General features: G+C 40.1%; 18 protein-coding genes. 8 read left to right on the plus strand and 10 right to left on the minus strand.

All coding sequences use genetic code 11. The features are described 5' to 3' along the window. Positions 1-7: 7 nt before the first annotated feature. Both Q4550_RS03090 and Q4550_RS03095 read right to left on the minus strand, forming a co-directional pair. Positions 8-733 (minus strand): class I SAM-dependent DNA methyltransferase, encoded by a 726-nt coding sequence (locus tag Q4550_RS03090; protein ID WP_303530271.1) that lies wholly within the window; start codon positions 731-733, stop codon positions 8-10. Between the two features lie 33 nt (positions 734-766). Continuing rightward, the gene (locus tag Q4550_RS03095; RefSeq protein WP_303530489.1) at positions 767-1,546 is read right to left on the minus strand and encodes a class I SAM-dependent methyltransferase; all 780 of its coding nucleotides are present in this window, start codon (positions 1,544-1,546) and stop codon (positions 767-769) included. Positions 1,547-1,754: 208 nt separating this feature from the next. On the opposite strand from Q4550_RS03095, the gene Q4550_RS03100 reads away from it, so the two are divergent. From Q4550_RS03100 to Q4550_RS03110, 3 genes are all read left to right on the plus strand, one after another. Continuing rightward, the gene (locus Q4550_RS03100) at positions 1,755-2,294 is read left to right on the plus strand and encodes a hypothetical protein (protein ID WP_303530273.1); all 540 of its coding nucleotides are present in this window, start codon (positions 1,755-1,757) and stop codon (positions 2,292-2,294) included. A 33-nt stretch (positions 2,295-2,327) separates the two neighbouring features. Then, positions 2,328-2,786 carry a spore coat protein gene (locus Q4550_RS03105; protein WP_303530275.1) on the plus strand — a complete coding sequence of 153 codons (459 nt, stop codon included), beginning with the start codon at positions 2,328-2,330 and terminating at the stop codon, positions 2,784-2,786. Between the two features lie 269 nt (positions 2,787-3,055). Next, a complete protein-coding gene (locus Q4550_RS03110; protein ID WP_303530490.1) occupies positions 3,056-3,682 on the plus strand; it encodes a DUF2642 domain-containing protein in 627 nt (208 codons plus the stop codon). A 105-nt stretch (positions 3,683-3,787) separates the two neighbouring features. Here Q4550_RS03110 and Q4550_RS03115 read toward each other — a convergent pair whose 3' ends face one another. Both Q4550_RS03115 and Q4550_RS03120 read right to left on the minus strand, forming a co-directional pair. Beyond that, positions 3,788-4,108 carry a YnfA family protein gene (locus Q4550_RS03115; protein ID WP_303530277.1) on the minus strand — a complete coding sequence of 107 codons (321 nt, stop codon included), beginning with the start codon at positions 4,106-4,108 and terminating at the stop codon, positions 3,788-3,790. Positions 4,109-4,140: 32 nt separating this feature from the next. After that, positions 4,141-4,707: a hypothetical protein gene (locus Q4550_RS03120; protein ID WP_303530279.1), complete on the minus strand. Its 567-nt coding sequence runs from the start codon at positions 4,705-4,707 to the stop codon at positions 4,141-4,143. A 216-nt stretch (positions 4,708-4,923) separates the two neighbouring features. Here Q4550_RS03120 and Q4550_RS03125 point away from each other — a divergent pair, with 216 nt between their 5' ends. Next, on the plus strand, positions 4,924-6,516 hold the full coding sequence (locus tag Q4550_RS03125; protein ID WP_303530281.1) for an ATP-binding protein: 1,593 nt from the start codon (positions 4,924-4,926) through the stop codon (positions 6,514-6,516). Between the two features lie 290 nt (positions 6,517-6,806). On the opposite strand, the gene pruA is transcribed toward Q4550_RS03125, so the two are convergent. From pruA to Q4550_RS03145, 4 genes are all read right to left on the minus strand, one after another. After that, a complete protein-coding gene (gene pruA, locus Q4550_RS03130; RefSeq protein WP_303530283.1) occupies positions 6,807-8,354 on the minus strand; it encodes an L-glutamate gamma-semialdehyde dehydrogenase in 1,548 nt (515 codons plus the stop codon). A 30-nt stretch (positions 8,355-8,384) separates the two neighbouring features. Continuing rightward, complete coding sequence (locus tag Q4550_RS03135; RefSeq protein WP_303530492.1) at positions 8,385-9,302, minus strand: proline dehydrogenase family protein; 918 nt, start codon at positions 9,300-9,302, stop codon at positions 8,385-8,387. Between the two features lie 803 nt (positions 9,303-10,105). Beyond that, the gene (locus tag Q4550_RS03140) at positions 10,106-11,392 is read right to left on the minus strand and encodes a PucR family transcriptional regulator (RefSeq protein ID WP_303530285.1); all 1,287 of its coding nucleotides are present in this window, start codon (positions 11,390-11,392) and stop codon (positions 10,106-10,108) included. 173 nt (positions 11,393-11,565) lie between these two features. Then, positions 11,566-12,357 (minus strand): SDR family oxidoreductase, encoded by a 792-nt coding sequence (locus tag Q4550_RS03145; RefSeq protein WP_303530287.1) that lies wholly within the window; start codon positions 12,355-12,357, stop codon positions 11,566-11,568. Between the two features lie 173 nt (positions 12,358-12,530). Here Q4550_RS03145 and Q4550_RS03150 point away from each other — a divergent pair, with 173 nt between their 5' ends. Genes Q4550_RS03150 through Q4550_RS03160 form a run of 3 tightly spaced genes read left to right on the plus strand, consistent with a single transcriptional unit; the run spans position 12,531 to position 13,651 of the window. Further along, a complete protein-coding gene (locus tag Q4550_RS03150) occupies positions 12,531-12,896 on the plus strand; it encodes a hypothetical protein (RefSeq protein ID WP_303530289.1) in 366 nt (121 codons plus the stop codon). After that, on the plus strand, positions 12,886-13,422 hold the full coding sequence (locus tag Q4550_RS03155; RefSeq protein WP_303530291.1) for an RNA polymerase sigma factor: 537 nt from the start codon (positions 12,886-12,888) through the stop codon (positions 13,420-13,422). Before Q4550_RS03150 ends, Q4550_RS03155 begins: the two co-directional genes overlap by 11 nt. Further along, a complete protein-coding gene (locus tag Q4550_RS03160) occupies positions 13,403-13,651 on the plus strand; it encodes a hypothetical protein (RefSeq protein ID WP_303530293.1) in 249 nt (82 codons plus the stop codon). The genes Q4550_RS03155 and Q4550_RS03160 overlap by 20 nt, the downstream gene beginning before the upstream one ends. A 99-nt stretch (positions 13,652-13,750) precedes the next feature. Here the strand turns inward: Q4550_RS03160 and Q4550_RS03165 are convergent, their stop codons facing one another. After that, on the minus strand, positions 13,751-14,515 hold the full coding sequence (locus Q4550_RS03165; RefSeq protein WP_303530295.1) for an alpha/beta hydrolase: 765 nt from the start codon (positions 14,513-14,515) through the stop codon (positions 13,751-13,753). A 144-nt stretch (positions 14,516-14,659) separates the two neighbouring features. Further along, positions 14,660-15,262 (minus strand): TetR/AcrR family transcriptional regulator, encoded by a 603-nt coding sequence (locus Q4550_RS03170; protein ID WP_303530297.1) that lies wholly within the window; start codon positions 15,260-15,262, stop codon positions 14,660-14,662. Positions 15,263-15,551: 289 nt separating this feature from the next. On the opposite strand from Q4550_RS03170, the gene Q4550_RS03175 reads away from it, so the two are divergent. Further along, on the plus strand, positions 15,552-16,715 hold the full coding sequence (locus tag Q4550_RS03175; RefSeq protein ID WP_303530299.1) for an MFS transporter: 1,164 nt from the start codon (positions 15,552-15,554) through the stop codon (positions 16,713-16,715). Positions 16,716-16,735 lie beyond the last annotated feature (20 nt).

A 16,735-nucleotide genomic window follows, 5' to 3' on the forward strand; every position in this document is an offset into this window, starting at 1 on the left:
TCAATTATTATTTTATACAAGAAAGTAGAAGAAATAGCGGAATGCGCTGTCTTCGTTCATACTCATCCTGATGTTGAAAGTTTTCTCGTTGCGGCGTTCCCTCTCTAAGACCTTGAATCGTAAAACCAGCTCGCTGCAGAAGTAAGAAGTACTCCTCAATCGTGCGATGATATTTCACAACGCTCTCTCCAATCCAGGGCTCTATTCTTCTCCCCGTCTGGAAATAATCATCTACAATCCAATCGGTTCTTTTACCTGTCATACTTTTGAAAGAAGCTGTCATAACCGGATGCAATACGCTAAATACAAATTCTCCACCAGGCTTTAACGTCTCGTATACTTTCTTAACAATGTGATCAAGGTCTTCTATGTAATGAAGAACTAATTGTGAAACGACACAATCGAAAGTCTCTAATGGATAAGCATACGACTCTAGATTTGACTGGACAACGCTCCCCTTCGTTCCCTTTAACTTCAATTCTGCTTGGTGACACATGTTTTGTGAACCATCAATCCCGACATATCGCTCGCACTGCTGCTTTAGTAATTCTTCTCCGAGCGAAGCATCTCCACAACCAAGATCAAGAATGGTCTTCTCCCGAACATCGCCTAGTAATGTCATAAGAGCAGGATACTCGATGACTTTATTCGGGCTTTCTTCCCTATGTCGTCTAGCCATATAGTTCTCAAAAAAATCGTGATCATCATAAACCCGCGAACCGCTATATTCCATTTTCAGTATCTCCTTTATGAATAAGTGACTAGTTCAACCTGTATTTTTTATCGCCTTTGTTGCTATAAAGGTTTTAATATATTGATCGATTAGGCGACTCCCTCCAAAATCATCTTCATAAAAACCGTTAATGACAAATCCTGCATCAATCTGTCCCTGTATTTGATCTTCCAGCGTATGTCCGAACTCTAGGGCCAAGTTACTCTCTTTGTATTTCTGAAGTTCGTCTTTCGTTAACATTTCAAGAGGAGAGTATGGGATGCTATTCTTCACATCGAGAATTCCTTTCTCCTCTTGCTCATCATCAAAAAGATACAATAGTGGATTCGTAAATCCTGAAATAAGTGTGCCCCCTTCCTTCAGTACTCTTGCCGCCTCCTTCCAGACAGGTAATACATTTTCAACAAATACATTTGAAACAGGATGCACAATCACATCAAATGACTCATTTTCTAAAAAGGATAAATCCGTCATGTCTCCTTTAACAACAGTTAACTGAAAGTTATCCCTTTCAGTTACAAATCTGTCCTGTTCTAGCTGTTTCTCAGAAAGATCAACAACAGTCACTTCCGCCCCTGCTGCTGCAAGAATAGGACCTTGTTGACCCCCACCAGATGCTAAGCAGAGAATGCGCAAGCCCTTCAGATCAGCTGGAAACCAATGACGTGGAACAGCTTTCTCCGTCGTAACAGTAATACGCCAATTTCCTTCCTTACTTTCTCTGATCATTTCTTGAGTGACTGGCTTTGTATAAACGACTTGATCTTCAACCTTTTGATCCCAAACTTTACTGTTATACTCATTTGTTTTCATTCTTTCCCCCCACTTAACTAAAATCACTCTCGTTCTCCTATTCTGCTCAACTGGCAAAAAACCTGCTTCTTATTTTCCAATGTTTAGGCTTTTATCTAGGTGGACAAACACACATTTTCCAAATGATAGACAAATATACTGATCTTTGTCCCTCCGAGATACATACTATGCCATTACAAGCGTTTATATAAAAAGGAAGAAAGGATGCATGAATGTGCAAATGAACTTTTCACAACTTGAGAGCTATATCGGTAAGAATGTTCGAATTAACCGTGGAGGACCTGAAAGTCAGGAAGGAAAACTTCTTGAGCTTAAAGAGGATTTCTTAACATTGCTTGGACAAAAAAATACCGTTATCTTTTACCAGGGCACTCACATCAAAAGTGTCACAATTAACACGAAAGAGGAAGTAGAAGTTATTGTACCAATCGAAGAACCTGTTTTTGAATTTGTAAGTGGAGAAAGCTTCAGTGAAGTTCTTGATGAATTAGTCTTTAGTACGGTTCAAATTAATCGCGGTGGCCCTGAGAAAGTAGAAGGTGTTTTACTTGAAGTAAACGATGACCACATCATCGTAGGAAAGGAAGCAGAGTTGGTACACATCGCACTGTTTCATGTAAAAAGCGTTAGTAAGGTTGTTAAAATGACTGAACAAGAAGAGTCTAGTAACAATCAAGAAGACAATGCAAAAGAAAACCGAAGAGAAAACCTCTTTTCTAACTACTGGCAGCCTGTTTCAAAAAAATAAAAAGCGAATGCTTATGAAAGGTTAGGATATATGATGGCATATTTAAATAGCGATACGATCGCGCCATTGTTAGGTAAGCAAGTAAAAGTTAATCTAAAAGGCCCTGAAGCAAAAGTAGGCATTCTCTTTCATATTGCAACGGACCACTTTATGCTACAAACAGAGAAAGAAATGATTTATTACAATCTAGATCATGTTAAATCAGTTTCCGTTGATACAACAACTAATCCAGAAAGCATTGTAAATACGTTTTTTGATCCAATCCGAGGAAGCTCTATAACAGAAGTGTTAGGGGCGCTCCATTATAAATGGGTAAAGATTAATCGTGGCGGTCCAGAGCATGTTGAAGGTATTCTCATCAATGTAGCAAGCGACCATATTCTTCTATTAGTGAAAACTGAACTTGTTCGCATTACACTTTTCCATATTAAAAGCTTCAGTACTATCGAAACAATGATTAAGGAAGTTCCTGAAAAAATCGTCGAGGCTTAACTCGTATTCTTGAGAGGAAGAGAGAGCCATGATCGTCTATATCTCTCCTTACGCATTTCAAAAGTTAGTTCATGTGATGAGAAAATGACTCGCCTTTAATTTCATCGTTATCTACGCAGTCATCTTTCTCCTCACACTTATTTTTTTATGTAGATATGATTGTTCTATCAGAATCACTTGTTAATATGCCACAGCTGTTCTTCTCATTTGAAAGGAGGTTAATAGTGAGAAATTCATCAGATTTAACGAACGAAACCATTCGATTAAAAATGAACGGCACAAAAGACATTATCGGTGTGCTAATCGACTCTGGAAATGACATTCTTGTCTTATATAACGGCAAAGACTTCATCTATGTCTCTCAATACCATGTTCAGCATTATGATGTGTGTACGAAAGAAGATGAAAAAATTTCACTTCCAAAAGAGTCGCTATTTGAAGAACCTGAAACGTTAAATTCGATTTCGCTTCGTAAAGCACTCCAAGAATCAAAAGGAATGTTTACAGAGATTTATGTTACTGGCCATCACTCTCTTCATGGATACATCACAAGTATTATGAACGATTACGTTGTTTTCCAAAGTCCTATTCACAAAACGATGTATCTATCCATGAAACATCTAAAGTGGCTAATCCCTTATCAAGGTAACGAAAGACCATATCACTTAACGCAATCAGAATTCCCCGTTGTACCGATTGGACTCTCCTTATCACGCACATTAGAAGAGCAGCTAAAAAAAGTAACCAATCAAATAGTGATTTTCGATATATATGAAAATCAAAACAAAATAGGGAAATTAACAAGTATTCAGGAAAACCAGGTCACGTTAATGACGGCAAAAGAGGGTCAAGTTTTTATCAATTTCCACCATGTAAAATGCGTTCATTTCCCTTAAAGTCACGACTTCGATTCTCTCATTCCTTATAAAGGTGCTAGAATGCCAGTCTTACTCGTCCGTTCCATGAAAACGGGCTTTTTATTATGTTTTGATGAAATCCCCCTAGTTCCGCGGTAAGAGCATCACCGTTACACCTACTAAGCAAATGAACGCTCCAATTAAATCATAGCTATCAGGGACTTCCTTATCAATCCCCCATCCCCAAAGGACAGACATCACTATAAATACTCCACCATACGCCGCATAAACGCGACCGAACTCCGGATATACTTGCATAGTCGCAATCACCCCATAAAGAGCTAAAGAGATCCCACCAGCTAGTCCAAATATGCTCGAGTACCCTTCACGAAGCCAAAGCCAAATTAAATAACCACCTCCAATCTCTGCAAGCCCAGCTAAAATAAATAAGAGAATTGTTTTCATTTCACCTAACCTCCTTCACAATGCGATAAATGTTAAAAATACAAATCAAGCGCTAGTGTCATCCCGATCATCACTACCTTTTCTTCATAACTAAGATGACGAATATCAAGAAAATAATGATCTTCTTTTAAAAGATTATCTTTCATGGATTGATAAACAGCAGATCGTTTCTTAATCGTACCAACACACTTAACTGATTCATCGCTATACACAGAAAAATCTGTCGCACCAAACTTTCCAAGGGCTTTCAAAATGGCTCTACCCTTTTTGTCAAAAACCGTCATTTTGGGCGATTTTACTTTTACTTCAGGCTGGATCGTTCCAATCAATTCGCTTGCTGAATAAAGGAAGATGTCTTTGTAGTAACCGCGTGATTTATATAGAAGTAAATCTGGTTCGTTATCACAACGTATATGTACTTCACGACTAACAGCCTGGCGCAAGGTAAGAAACTTTAATAACCAATTCCATGGGCTCTTTGAAGGTATTTCTTCAATTGAACCTATTCCTTTTTTATTGCTCAATACAGTATACAATAGTCCATTCCCCGTATGATGCGTCTCTTTTCTAACTTCGATTTCTTCTATATACTCGAGCACGATTTATCCTCCCACCTAAATGGCTTCATTATAATGTATCTGCGAATGCGATTACAATTTCCTTCAACCACATCAAGTAGAATCATGTATTACTAATGGTAAAAACTAACCAGCAGGGACCAAAGTATGATAATCTATAAAAAAATGATTCTATTAAATGTAATATAAAAATTTTTTACATAAAAACATCACTACTCCAGGAAAAGAGGATGCCTCATGACGCAACGTGAAATTCAAATCCAATATTCTAAAAACACATGCGAACATGTCTATCAATTGGATCCAAACTCAATTCCTGTTCTTCACGTTTTACTTTCAGAAGAAGAGTTAGCGCTTCGTTTACAAAATTACTCATGTTCCCTCTCCATCATACAAAAATTCATGAAAAAGCTCCTTAGCTTTTTATCTGACACTCCAACCGTCGTGGTAACAACTGATCACGAGGGCTATGTATTAGATTCATATGGCGATGAATCCTTCGAACAAATGACAGCGTCACTCGGCATTCAAAAAGGCGTTAAGTTTGATGAAGCAACGGCTGGTACGAACGCCATTACACTTGCCTTAAAATACCAAGAACCGATTCATCTCATTGGGGATGATCATTATCACTACTGCTTTGAAGATGTGGCTTGCTACTCAGCACCATTCGCTTATCATAATGGGGAAATTATCGGTACGATCTCCCTCATGACAACTAAGAAATATGCGTCTCAATTGCATCTAGGCTTGCTTTCATCTTCTATAGATACGATTGAACGGGAGATCCAGGTTAACAAGCAGAACGAACAGCTCCATCTCTATAATCAGATGCTTATGCGTGCCACTCCAATCGGGATTGTCATTTCTGATCAAGATGGACAAATAAAAGAATTCAATCGAAGCGCTGAAAAACTAACGGGACTTAACAAAACCAAAATGATTGGCTATCCAATTACCGACATCCCTACTCTTAAACCGTTTTTCGATCATGTGCTTTCGAAAAAAAAGGGCATCGAAGACATCGAAATCACTTTTTTCAAAACCGATGAACGTAAATGCTTACTCGATATTTTGCCTCTTTACGATCATAACCAACAGCTAAGCGGAGCTTTCGCTCAATTCCGAGATATGACTTCTTATTATCAACTACAAGAACAGGTCATTCAATCTGAGAAGCTTTCTGCAATCGGAAAACTAGGTGCTGGTTTTGCTCATGAAATCCGCAACCCACTTACATCAATCATTGGCTTCACACAACTTTTGGATGTAGATGAAGAACAAGCCAATTACATTAGTATCATTAGAACTGAACTCGAACGCATGAAAAATCTTGTGAATCAATTTGTTATGATGGGCAAACCGACGATCAGCAAGCGAACGCTCAACGAGTTAAATCCCCTTGTATTTGAAACGGTTGAATTAATGAAAAGCAATGCTCACTTACATAATGTCCAACTTGAATTCGATGCGAACACTGAGAATATTACGGTTTGTATGGATTCCTCACAAATCAAACAAGTGCTTATTAATTTTATCAAGAATGCGATCGAAGCTATGCCTGAAGGCGGGGAAATCTCGGTTCATTTAACAAAAAATGAGGAAAATGCTGTTATCTCTATTGAAGATGATGGCAAAGGAATGAGCGAAGAAGAAGTGAAACAGCTAGGTACCCCTTTCTTTAGTACGAAAAGAAGCGGGCTTGGGATTGGACTATCGATTTGCTTTGATATTATGGAGGCTCATAATGGAGAAATTTCCATTGATTCAGAAATAGGAAAAGGTACAAAAGCCAGGCTCATTCTCCCTTACCATAAAGGAGAGAACTGAGCTTCTCTTTTTTCCTTACATGCTCAACACACCGATAACGTAAGGAGTAAAATCCAAATCACTAGTGCGTCTCCTCCATACTTTTCTCATGCTAATAGGCTCTTGTCTTTTAGTTCTAACCAAGAAGGATAGAACAAGGATAATACCGATCGTGAAGACAATGTCATCCATAGTTTTCAAATAGATACACTCTCTTTTTCACCCATGTTTCACGTCCTAGCTATAACCAAACAAAGGCTGTTCCCCTCTGCTAGGGGGAACAGCCTTTGTAAACTAATCATCTTTCCTAATTAATACATTTCTGAGACAGTTTTTGCTTGCATGTGAAGTCCAAGATAATCCGGTCCACCTGCTTTTGAATCTGTACCAGACATTTTAAATCCTCCAAATGGGTGGTACCCAACAATCGCGCCCGTACAGTTACGGTTAAAGTATAGGTTACCTACGTGGAAGTCCATTTTCGCTTGCTCAATGTGTGCACGATTATTCGTGATCACAGCACCAGTTAAGCCGTACTCCGTATTATTCGCAATTTCAATCGCTTCATCGAAGTTATCTGCTTTCGTTAAGCAAACAACTGGCCCGAAAATTTCTTCCTGCTGCATGCGTGATTTCGGAGCAAGGTCTGCAAATACAGTTGGCTTGATGAAGAACCCTTTCGAATCATCGCCTTCTCCACCAGCAACGAGGCGGCCTTCTTCTTTCCCAATTTCAATGTAGCTCATGATTTTATCAAATGATGCCTGATCAATAACTGGTCCCATGTACACATCTGGACCTGTCGTTTCACCTAGTGTAAGCTCATTTGTTAATTCCACAACGCGATCACGAACCTGATCATATACCTCTTTCAAAATGACCGCACGGGAGCCTGCAGAACATTTCTGACCTGAGAAGCCAAATGCTGAGACAACGATTGCCTGTGCAGCAAGTTCAAGATCAGAATCCTTATCCACAACGATCGTATCTTTACCACCCATCTCAACAATCACTCGCTTCAAGTGTTGTTGACCTGGCTGTACTTTCGCAGCGCGCTCATAAATGCGTGTACCGACTTCACGAGAACCAGTAAATGTGATGATCGATGTTTTTGGATGATCAACGAGATAGTCACCCACTTCAGCTCCGCTACCTGGCACAAAGTTCAATACACCTTTAGGGAGCCCCGCTTCTTCAAGCACTTCAACAAACTTCGCTGCAACAACCGGTGTTGCACTTGCCGGCTTAAGAAGTACTGTGTTTCCTGTAACAAGTGGCGCTACTGCTGTCCCTGCCATAATCGCAAACGCAAAGTTCCATGGAGGGATAACAAGAGCAACTCCGCTTGGCGTATAAACGTAACGGTTTTGCTCACCTGGACGGCTTTCAATCGCTTTCCCTTCCCCTAGCTCGATCATTTGACGAGCATAGTATTCCATGAAGTCGATTGCTTCTGCTGTATCAGCATCCGCTTCTTTCCACGGTTTACCTGCTTCATACACGAGGTAAGCAGAGAATTCATGTTTACGGCGACGGACAATCGCAGCTGCGCGGAATAGAAGTTCAGCACGAGAGCGAGCCGACCATTTTCTCCAGCCTTCAAATGCTTCATCTGCTGCTTGAATCGCGCGTTCCGCATGCTCTTTCGTTGCCTTTGATACGCGACCAACGATTTGTTCCTTGTTCGCAGGGTTAATGGAAACAATTTTATCTTCCGTGCTAACACGCTCACCATTGATGAGAAGATCATGGTCTTTTCCAAGTTCTTCTTTCACTAGTTTAAGAGCCTCTTCAAAAGCCTTTTTATTTTCCTTAACAGTAAAATCAGTAAACGGTTCGTGTTTGTATGGTACTACCATGAGTAAATTCCCCTTTCAAATTTATGAAGTTTATTTTTTAAATAATCCATTGAAAGCAAAGGCGATGTTCGCAGGTCGTTCCGCCAACCGCCGCATAAAATACCCATACCAATCGTTCCCATAAGGTAGGTATACTCTTACCGCATAACCTTCAGCAAGAAGATCTAGCTGACTCTGGCTTCGCATGCCGTAAAGCATTTGAAACTCAAATTGATCTTTCGGAATATCATGTTCTTTCACGAATTCTTTCGTAAAGTTAATAATGGCATCATCATGACTAGCGATGGCTGTAAAATTCCCATTCAATAAATGTTTCTTTATCAGCAGCTTCAAGTTATGATCCACATCTGATTTCGCTGGAAAAGCAACTTTCGCGGCTTCCTTATACGCCCCTTTCACAAGACGTAAATTCGGCTTTACTTCATTTAAATCATCTAAATCTTGTTCAGATCGGTATAAATAGGACTGAACAACCGTTCCAATATTGTCGTACTTTCTCTTCAGGTCCTTATAAAGCTGAAGCGTTGCCTCTGTTCGTGTCGAATCTTCCATATCGATCGTGACGAATACATCATGCTTCACCGCTTCTTCCATAATCTCAATCATGTTACGCCATACAAGATCATGGCTAATATCAAGACCAAGTGAAGTGACTTTCAAAGACATCTGAGAATTTAGTTGATGAGCACTAATCATGCGGATTGAATTGATGCACTCCTGAGTTCGCTCCTTCGCTTCTATTTCAGAAGAAACAAATTCCCCAAGATGATCCACCGTTACCCGAAGCCCCTGACTATTCAAATTCTGAATAAGAGGCACCGCATGCTCAAAAGTCTCACCCCCAACAATCTTATCCGCCCCAAACTTACTACCCCATCGTTTGGCGAGCCGATCAAGCGAGGGCCTACTAGCGAGAAAAAGGAAAAAACTCTTGTTGATGGCTTCCAACTCTACCACGCTCCTTTTAACCCTATATCTCCAATCATTCATAAAGCTTACTCCAAAGAAAGTTTTTGTTTTCTTGTGAAAATTATATCGATTTCAACCCCCATCTGGCAACGTGGTCAAAACACAATAGTTTAGCAGAGATTTTGTGGTTTAAACACAATGAATAAAGCGGAGACGAGCGTTTAGAAACGGAGATATTGGAACTCTTGAACTAGAACACGCTTTTTGTGTTCTGGTGAAAGAGTGAAATATCGCAGTTTCTGCGAGTCGTAGCTGGATCTCAGGAAAAGCGAAGACGAGCGTTTAGAAACGGGGATATTGGAACTCTTGAACTAGAACACGCCCTTTGTGTTCTGGTGAAAGAGTGAAATATCGCAGTTTCTGCGAGTCGTAGCTGGATCTCGGGAAAAGCGAAAGTGGGCGTTTAGACACGACAGGCACTGCAGCTGGATCTCACGAAAAGCGGAGCGGGCCCATTTAAATCCGCAGGATGTTGGAGCCCATGAGAGTGAAACGCTTTTTGTCTCATTCGATTGGGTGAAACAGCCGGAGGATTTGGCCCGCGCAGTTAGGGGCGTTTAGACACGACAGGCACTGGAGCCGTGAAAAGCGGAGCCCCCGTTTAGTGAGGGGAATTTCCGGTTTGGCCAATATATTTCCGATTTGGACAATAAACCACTCTCTCCCCCACGAAAACCAGCTATTGCGCCACACTTTCCAGCCCTAAACGACAGAAAAGAAGCTGCACAATGTGCAGCTTCATAGGTTAGTCAATAAAAAAGCTCCCAGCCCAATCAAATAGGCTACTTCGCAGTACTTTTCTGTTCCTCTACGGCAGAAAGGTACCGATTATAGTAAGACGGTATGTTGTTTAGCAACAACAACTCGATATATATGTGACTTTTCATATTAAAATCATCAAAATCAATGTCGGTTAGATCCTGAATCTGCTTCATGCGATAGTTCAGCGTGTTTGGGTGGATAAACAGCTCAGCCGCGGTACTTTTCCCCTTACCGTTGTTCGATAAATACACTTCTAGCGTCTTTAACAGACTGGAATGACTAACTGAATCCTTTTCCATCAAGTTAAGCAAATTCTGATTAAAATAATGCTCTGTATTGTTTTTCTCATAAAGGGCAGCAAGATACCGGTAGACGCCAAGCTTTGAGAACTCACGTGGCATGACATCTGGCCTTGGACCAATGAAGTCAGCTGTCTCAATCACTTCTAATGCTTCCAAGAAGCTCTTCCTCATCTCAATGAGCTCCGTATATTCTTTCCCAATCCCAATCAAGAAGGAATAAAATTCTTCATGAGTTAACGCACTCTTTACATACTCTATAAGCTCTCGGCTATTTTCAATCGCTGAGACTTTTCTATTTTTATCACCTGAAATAACAGCAACGATTTGAAGCTCAGTTTTCAGAACTTGAATTTTATGCCTCTTAAAACGGGATAAAAGCTCAAGAACTTCATTTAACAAAGGCTCCTGAGTAGGCTCAGCAATGGACATGACAAGTACGGAAAAGCGCTCAGGTAATGGCAAGCTCGCCACCTGGGCTTTACGCCTCATTTGATTTTCACTTTCGTATTCATGAAGGAGTACGTTCCAAAGCAACTTCTCCTGCTTCCCTTCATGTTCTTTCCCTTTTTGATAAGAATCATGAATAAGCTTTCCAATGTGAGGTGTGATTTCAGTAAGAAAAGCAACCTCTTCTTCAGTCAGAGGACTATTCGTTTCTTGAACCCAGAGATATCCCATTATCCGCTCTTCATAAATGGCTTTCACAACAATGCGTTGATAAAAACCAATTTCCTCAATTGGAGCAATTCGGATCGGTGCTTCGTTGTTCTCAAGCTGCTGGACGATCCCTTCTTTTTTCAATCGATCAATAATAAACACCGGGCATTTCTTATAGAGAATCGTCTTTTGCTGCGTTTGATCAAAGCTCTCCGATGCCGTGCTATATGAAATGAGTTCAAAGTTTTTGTTTTCAATAATGACCGGCTTATTTGTTGCGACACTGATCATCTCAGTCGCTTTATGAATATCGGTCGCTTCAAGAATGCGCTCTTTTGCTTCTACCATTATTTAACCCTCCCCTGTACCGCCAATTACATTAAAACCAAAGGGTTTAGCAATACCAGAATTAGTAATTCTTCATCTCCTTCTATTATATCGGTTTCTTCCTAAAAGAAAAATGATTAGCGCAGATTCACAAAGAATAAAGAACGCACCAAATGGATGCGTTCTTCTTCCGTTTAAAGTGCTTTTACAAGTCCGCCGTCTACAACGAGCGATTGGCCTGTCATATACGTATTTGCTCCTGAAGCAAGAAAAACAACTGTTTTCGCAAATTCATCAGGCTCCCCATATCGTTTCATTGGGATTGATTGCTCCACCTGTCCTTTGAGATCAGTCACATCCATCCCTAACTGATCTGCCTTGATTTGATCCAACTGTTCAACTCGATCCGTCCCAATACGTCCAGGACCAACCGTATTCACAAGAATATTGTGCTCGGCATATTCTTGTGAAAGACTTTTTGCTAGCCCTACGATACCCGCACGAAATGTATTTGATAAGATCAAATTATCTAGCGATTGCTTTATAGAGGAAGAGGCAATATTAACGATCCGCCCCCAGCCCTGTTCTTCCATAAAAGGAATAGCGGCCCGTGACGTTCGAACGAAGCTTAATAAATTTAGTTCAAAAGCATTCTGCCAATCTTCATCGCTGAAGTCCTCAAACTTACCAGCTGGAGGCCCGCCTGCATTATTAATTAAGACATCTACACTACCGTATGTTTCAGCTGCAAACGTCATCAATCGATTGATCTCATCCGCTTTTGTAACATCACAAACTCGAAATGTGACCTGATCATTTCCCGTCTCTGCAATCATTTCTTCGCACGCTTTCTTAAGTTCTTCTTCACTTCGACTAGAAAGAATAACATTTGCGCCTTCTTTCACAAAAGCCAGTGCTGACGCTTTTCCTAGTCCTTTACTTGCCGCTGTTACAACTACTGTTTTTCCTTCTAGATTGAGATCCATCCCTAACTCACTCCATTTTGAAATGTCATTTTCTACTATTCTAACACTATGAAATCGATGAAGTTAGGCATACACCTTTTATGCCGGAAAATAAATCTCAACAAAAATGAACTTTATCATCCTAATAATTGTATAAATATGTGAAAATAAAGAAATGAGAGGTGTGGATAAACATGGCTATCGGTTGGGTAATGGGGTTAATCGCAGCTGGGGTACTTGGAACTCTGTTTGCCGTCTTAATTGCAACGCTTCAAAAACATGTTCACAAAACGAATGGGAGAATTGACTTTCAAAAAACAAATCTTTATTTCTACTGGTCACGCTGGGATTATGTCATGATTGCATCGTCCATTTACTCATTCCTATGCATTACTGGGCTATTTGTTTTTCTAATTAAAGGTGAGAATATCGAAAATCCATTTGTTCAGTTCTTTCTACATCAAACGTTTGTCTTTCCACTTATTACGTTTCTGTGGTTTATTTTTCGTCTGGCTTACACGTATAAAGGGATAAAAGAGCGCTGGCCGAATGAGTTTTAAGGAAAGTGGCGATTATTCCTTAGAAGCAACCGTATCTATGACATTTGAGACTATTTATCTTATATACAAAGACCCACTTTATCGATTTATCTATCGTTATACGCGGGATGAGCAGTTTAGCATCGACATTGTGCAGGATACATTCGTTAAATTCCATAAATACCAGGATCGCTTTGATGGTACAAGAGCATCGCTTAAAACGTATCTATTTAAAATCGGTTATCAGCTGATGATCAATAAAATTAAACGGAGAAAAAAGTGGCATTCACTCATTCCCTTTCTAGTCAAGGGAGAAGAAAGTTTCTCTAGTGATACTGTTGAGAAAATGACAATTCAGTGGGCTATTAAAGAACTTTCTGAAAAACATCGGTCGGTTATCCTTCTCATCTATTATCATGATATGACTCAAGAAGAAACCGCCAACGTTCTAGATATCCCCGTTGGAACCGTTAAATCAAGATTATCTAAAGCGATCAAACACTTAAGAGAATTATTGGAGGGGCAAAATGATGAAATCACACTATAAGCACGACCTACCTAAAGAACTCCGTGAACAGCTCGACCAGTACACTGTCGATGTTCCTCCTATCCCCTTTAAACAGAAGAAAAGCGATCGTCTAGCTGATTTTTTAGCTACGCCAGTACAAAACCCACTAGAAAATCACTCCATGACACCTGGTCTTTTACTAAAGATTCAATTAGCTCCTATCGTCGTAACCATTGCTTTATCGGCAGGTTTCTTAATCATTCTTTAGATATCAATTCGAAAGGGACCTTCTTTGAAGGTCCCTTTCCTTTACTTCAACAATTTCCGTCTTTTACTAATGAAGTGTTAGATATAACATTCATTCACTTTATCTCTCATTCATAAAAAAACTCATCAAATCAGCCGTTCTGGTACGAAATGATTCATAGTTATGCTCCCCATCCTTTATCAACTGAAATTGCACACATGAAGCTTTCTCCTCGAGCATTTGATATATTCGATCATTTGAATTCAGAAATGCTTTATCAATCCGCTCGTCTCCAGATTCCTTATCACCGCAATCCAAATAAATACAACTACGATCTGTTAGTTCAGACTCCAAGATAAATTTCTCCAACTCTTCTTGGTTTCGAAAAAAAGCGGAAGAGATGCCAGCTCCTTTACTGAAAACAGTAGGATAACGACAGAGGGCATATGTAGTAAGTAATCCCCCTAAAGAAATTCCCGCCATAAAATTTGTGTTTATAAGAGTTCGATATGTAGCGTCGATAGCTGGCTTTAAATCTTTTACGATATATTCGAGATACTCTCGACCCTTCGCTTCTACGATGTCACTTTTACCTGTTAGCTCTTCACTTAACTGGCCATGCTTCCATAAGCCATACTCTTCCATTCGTTTAGCTCCTGAATCAAAAGCAACAACAATAAGCTGAAACTTTTTTTGCTCCAAATAGTTTAACAACCTCAGCGAACTTCCACCAACTGCATCCTGATCTTCAAATACGTTTTGTCCATCATGCATATAAAGAACCGGGTAGCTTCTATCTGTATGAGCGTACTCATGAGGCAAATAGACGCGAATGATCCTCTCTTCTTGAAACACCGGAATCCAATATTTACTTTTCACTAACATTTTTCATACACCCCCTCCGCTTCCTTTCCTTTTCTATCAAAATCTAACGGTTCCTCTATTAACACTAAAAAAGCTAGTCTCCTTTTCCAATTGGAAAAGGAGACTAGCTTTACCATGATGTTTAATTTGCTCAGGAAGGTACTCCTACTCTCGCTTCCTCACATGCATCTTCAAAATCCCAGTCGGCCCCTTTTGATTCAACTGAATCATTTGCTCAGCCATTTCTTCCGGTGTGTATGGCATCTCATTTTCTAGCCACCAGGAAATCATTCCTGTATACGCAGAAGCGATATAGCTTGCGATCACCTCACTTGGTAATGGCAAAGGTTCGAACCTCCCCTTTGCAATGCGGTTATCGTAGAAATCAAAAAAGAAGCTGCGCATATGATCCAGAAAATTTGGCATCCCTTTCTTGATTAACATCACGTGGAAAAACTTATCGTATTCGGCAATGCTCGAAAAGATGTGCTCTGCAATATATCGCTGCAATTCATCAATCGGCAAATTGCCAGGTGGAATGGTTAGTGCTTCACCAAACAGCTGACTCAGCATTTCATCAACCGTTTGCAACAGTAATTCTTCTTTATCCTGGTAATGCAAATAAAAGGTAGCTCGGTTAACCGTTGCTTCTGTTGTAATATCTGCAATAGTGATTTTCTCGTATTCTTTTACTGACATCAGGTGAATAAATGCATTCTGCAAAAGCTTTTTTGTTCGTGTTACCCGTGGATCCTCTTTCTCTCTCATGAAAAATCTCCTTCAAAATTAACTTTTTATCAACGTTTATATCACATGTGTTGTTTAGACTACATAACTCAATAACTTGATTATTGCTCATTTTCATCACTCTGTTACACTATTTTACGACACTTGTTGTATAAAGTGAAACTTCCATCAGAGGGGGTTTTTTCTTCTTCCCCTCTGATGGTTAGATGAACCAATCTGACCTTTAGGGGAAGTTGCCCCCACCTTAAGGTGAGATAGATAACAACCGTTGTTCTTGTTATGAACGATTCGTAATAGGAGGTTAAGTTTAATGAATGAAAAGAAATTCACGAAAGCAAGATGGATAACGATCGCCGCAACCTTCCTTGCGTTTATGGGTATTGGGATTGTCGATCCGATTCTTCCAACGATCGCAGAGCAAATTGGAGCGAACCACTGGCAGGTTGAAATGCTGTTTACTGCTTACATTTTGACAATGGCGGTTATGATGATTCCAGCCGGTATTTTTGCAAGTCGATTTGGTGATAAGCGCATGATGGTATTTGGTTTATTTATCGTTACGGTCTTTGCACTGCTTTGCGCTCTTTCAAATGGAATCGCTAGCCTATCTATTTTTAGAGCAGGTTGGGGATTTGGTAATTCTATGTTCTTCGCGACAGCTATGACGCTTTTAATCGCTTTATCTAAAGACCCACAAAAAGCCGTTGGCTACTATGAAGCAGCTATTGGACTTGGAATGGCGGGCGGACCACTTGTAGGTGGTGTTCTTGGTGGTTATTCATGGAGATTCCCTTTCTTTGCAACGTCCATCTTAATTCTAACTGCATTCTGCCTTGTTCTATTCTTTGTGTTTGAACCAAATGGCAAACAAAAACGCAAGCCTGTTGGAATGAGTGAGTTAAAAGGACTTTTCTCATACAAGCCATTCCTAACTTCCGCTCTTGCAGCAATGCTTTATTACTATGGATTTTTCGTAGTTCTGGCTTATACGCCACTGATTATCGGACTTAATGCGATTCAAATTGGATTTGTCTTCTTTGGCTGGGGATTAATGCTCGCTTATGGATCAGCCATATTAAGTCACCAGCTTGAGAAGAAGTTTCTACCTAAGAAGATTCTTCCGTATAGCTTATTGATTTTTGCTACCTTACTAGCCTTACTATTTGTTGTTCCATCAACACCTCTTCTGATTACTGTCGTGATCGTCTCAGGTCTTGCTTCCGGACTAAATAATGCGTTATTTACAAGCTACGTTATGGAGGTTTCTCCATATGAAAGAAGCATTACGTCAGGAGGATACAATTTCCTCCGCTGGCTCGGTGCGGCCATTGCTCCTGTTCTTTCCGGTTTGATTGGTCAAGGAGTATCAGCTCACGCACCGTTCCTCGTTGCAGCTGTCCTGAGTGCTGGAGGAATCGGATTAATGCTAATGAAGCCTAAGCCGGCTACGTTAGATACTGAAATGAGTGCATAAAAAAAGCGTAAAGCAGTGTC

Origin of the sequence: Anaerobacillus sp. 1_MG-2023, from assembly GCF_030547345.1 — a bacterium.
Classification (GTDB): Bacteria; Bacillota; Bacilli; order Bacillales; family Guptibacillaceae; genus Guptibacillus; species Guptibacillus hwajinpoensis_B.

What these genes read in the sequence shown, in the direction of transcription:
- Q4550_RS03090 (WP_303530271.1), bottom strand. Translation starts at nt 733, where the DNA reads ATGGAATATAGCGGTTCGCGGGTTTATGATGATCACGATTTTTTTGAG.
- Q4550_RS03095 (WP_303530489.1), bottom strand. Translation starts at nt 1,546, where the DNA reads ATGAAAACAAATGAGTATAACAGTAAAGTTTGGGATCAAAAGGTTGAA.
- Q4550_RS03100 (WP_303530273.1), top strand. Translation starts at nt 1,755, where the DNA reads ATGAATGTGCAAATGAACTTTTCACAACTTGAGAGCTATATCGGTAAG.
- Q4550_RS03105 (WP_303530275.1), top strand. Translation starts at nt 2,328, where the DNA reads ATGGCATATTTAAATAGCGATACGATCGCGCCATTGTTAGGTAAGCAA.
- Q4550_RS03110 (WP_303530490.1), top strand. Translation starts at nt 3,056, where the DNA reads ATGAACGGCACAAAAGACATTATCGGTGTGCTAATCGACTCTGGAAAT.
- Q4550_RS03115 (WP_303530277.1), bottom strand. Translation starts at nt 4,108, where the DNA reads ATGAAAACAATTCTCTTATTTATTTTAGCTGGGCTTGCAGAGATTGGA.
- Q4550_RS03125 (WP_303530281.1), top strand. Translation starts at nt 4,924, where the DNA reads ATGACGCAACGTGAAATTCAAATCCAATATTCTAAAAACACATGCGAA.
- pruA (WP_303530283.1), bottom strand. Translation starts at nt 8,354, where the DNA reads ATGGTAGTACCATACAAACACGAACCGTTTACTGATTTTACTGTTAAG.
- Q4550_RS03140 (WP_303530285.1), bottom strand. Translation starts at nt 11,392, where the DNA reads ATGGTAGAAGCAAAAGAGCGCATTCTTGAAGCGACCGATATTCATAAA.
- Q4550_RS03145 (WP_303530287.1), bottom strand. Translation starts at nt 12,357, where the DNA reads ATGGATCTCAATCTAGAAGGAAAAACAGTAGTTGTAACAGCGGCAAGT.
- Q4550_RS03150 (WP_303530289.1), top strand. Translation starts at nt 12,531, where the DNA reads ATGGCTATCGGTTGGGTAATGGGGTTAATCGCAGCTGGGGTACTTGGA.
- Q4550_RS03155 (WP_303530291.1), top strand. Translation starts at nt 12,886, where the DNA reads ATGAGTTTTAAGGAAAGTGGCGATTATTCCTTAGAAGCAACCGTATCT.
- Q4550_RS03160 (WP_303530293.1), top strand. Translation starts at nt 13,403, where the DNA reads ATGATGAAATCACACTATAAGCACGACCTACCTAAAGAACTCCGTGAA.
- Q4550_RS03165 (WP_303530295.1), bottom strand. Translation starts at nt 14,515, where the DNA reads ATGTTAGTGAAAAGTAAATATTGGATTCCGGTGTTTCAAGAAGAGAGG.
- Q4550_RS03170 (WP_303530297.1), bottom strand. Translation starts at nt 15,262, where the DNA reads ATGAGAGAGAAAGAGGATCCACGGGTAACACGAACAAAAAAGCTTTTG.
- Q4550_RS03175 (WP_303530299.1), top strand. Translation starts at nt 15,552, where the DNA reads ATGAATGAAAAGAAATTCACGAAAGCAAGATGGATAACGATCGCCGCA.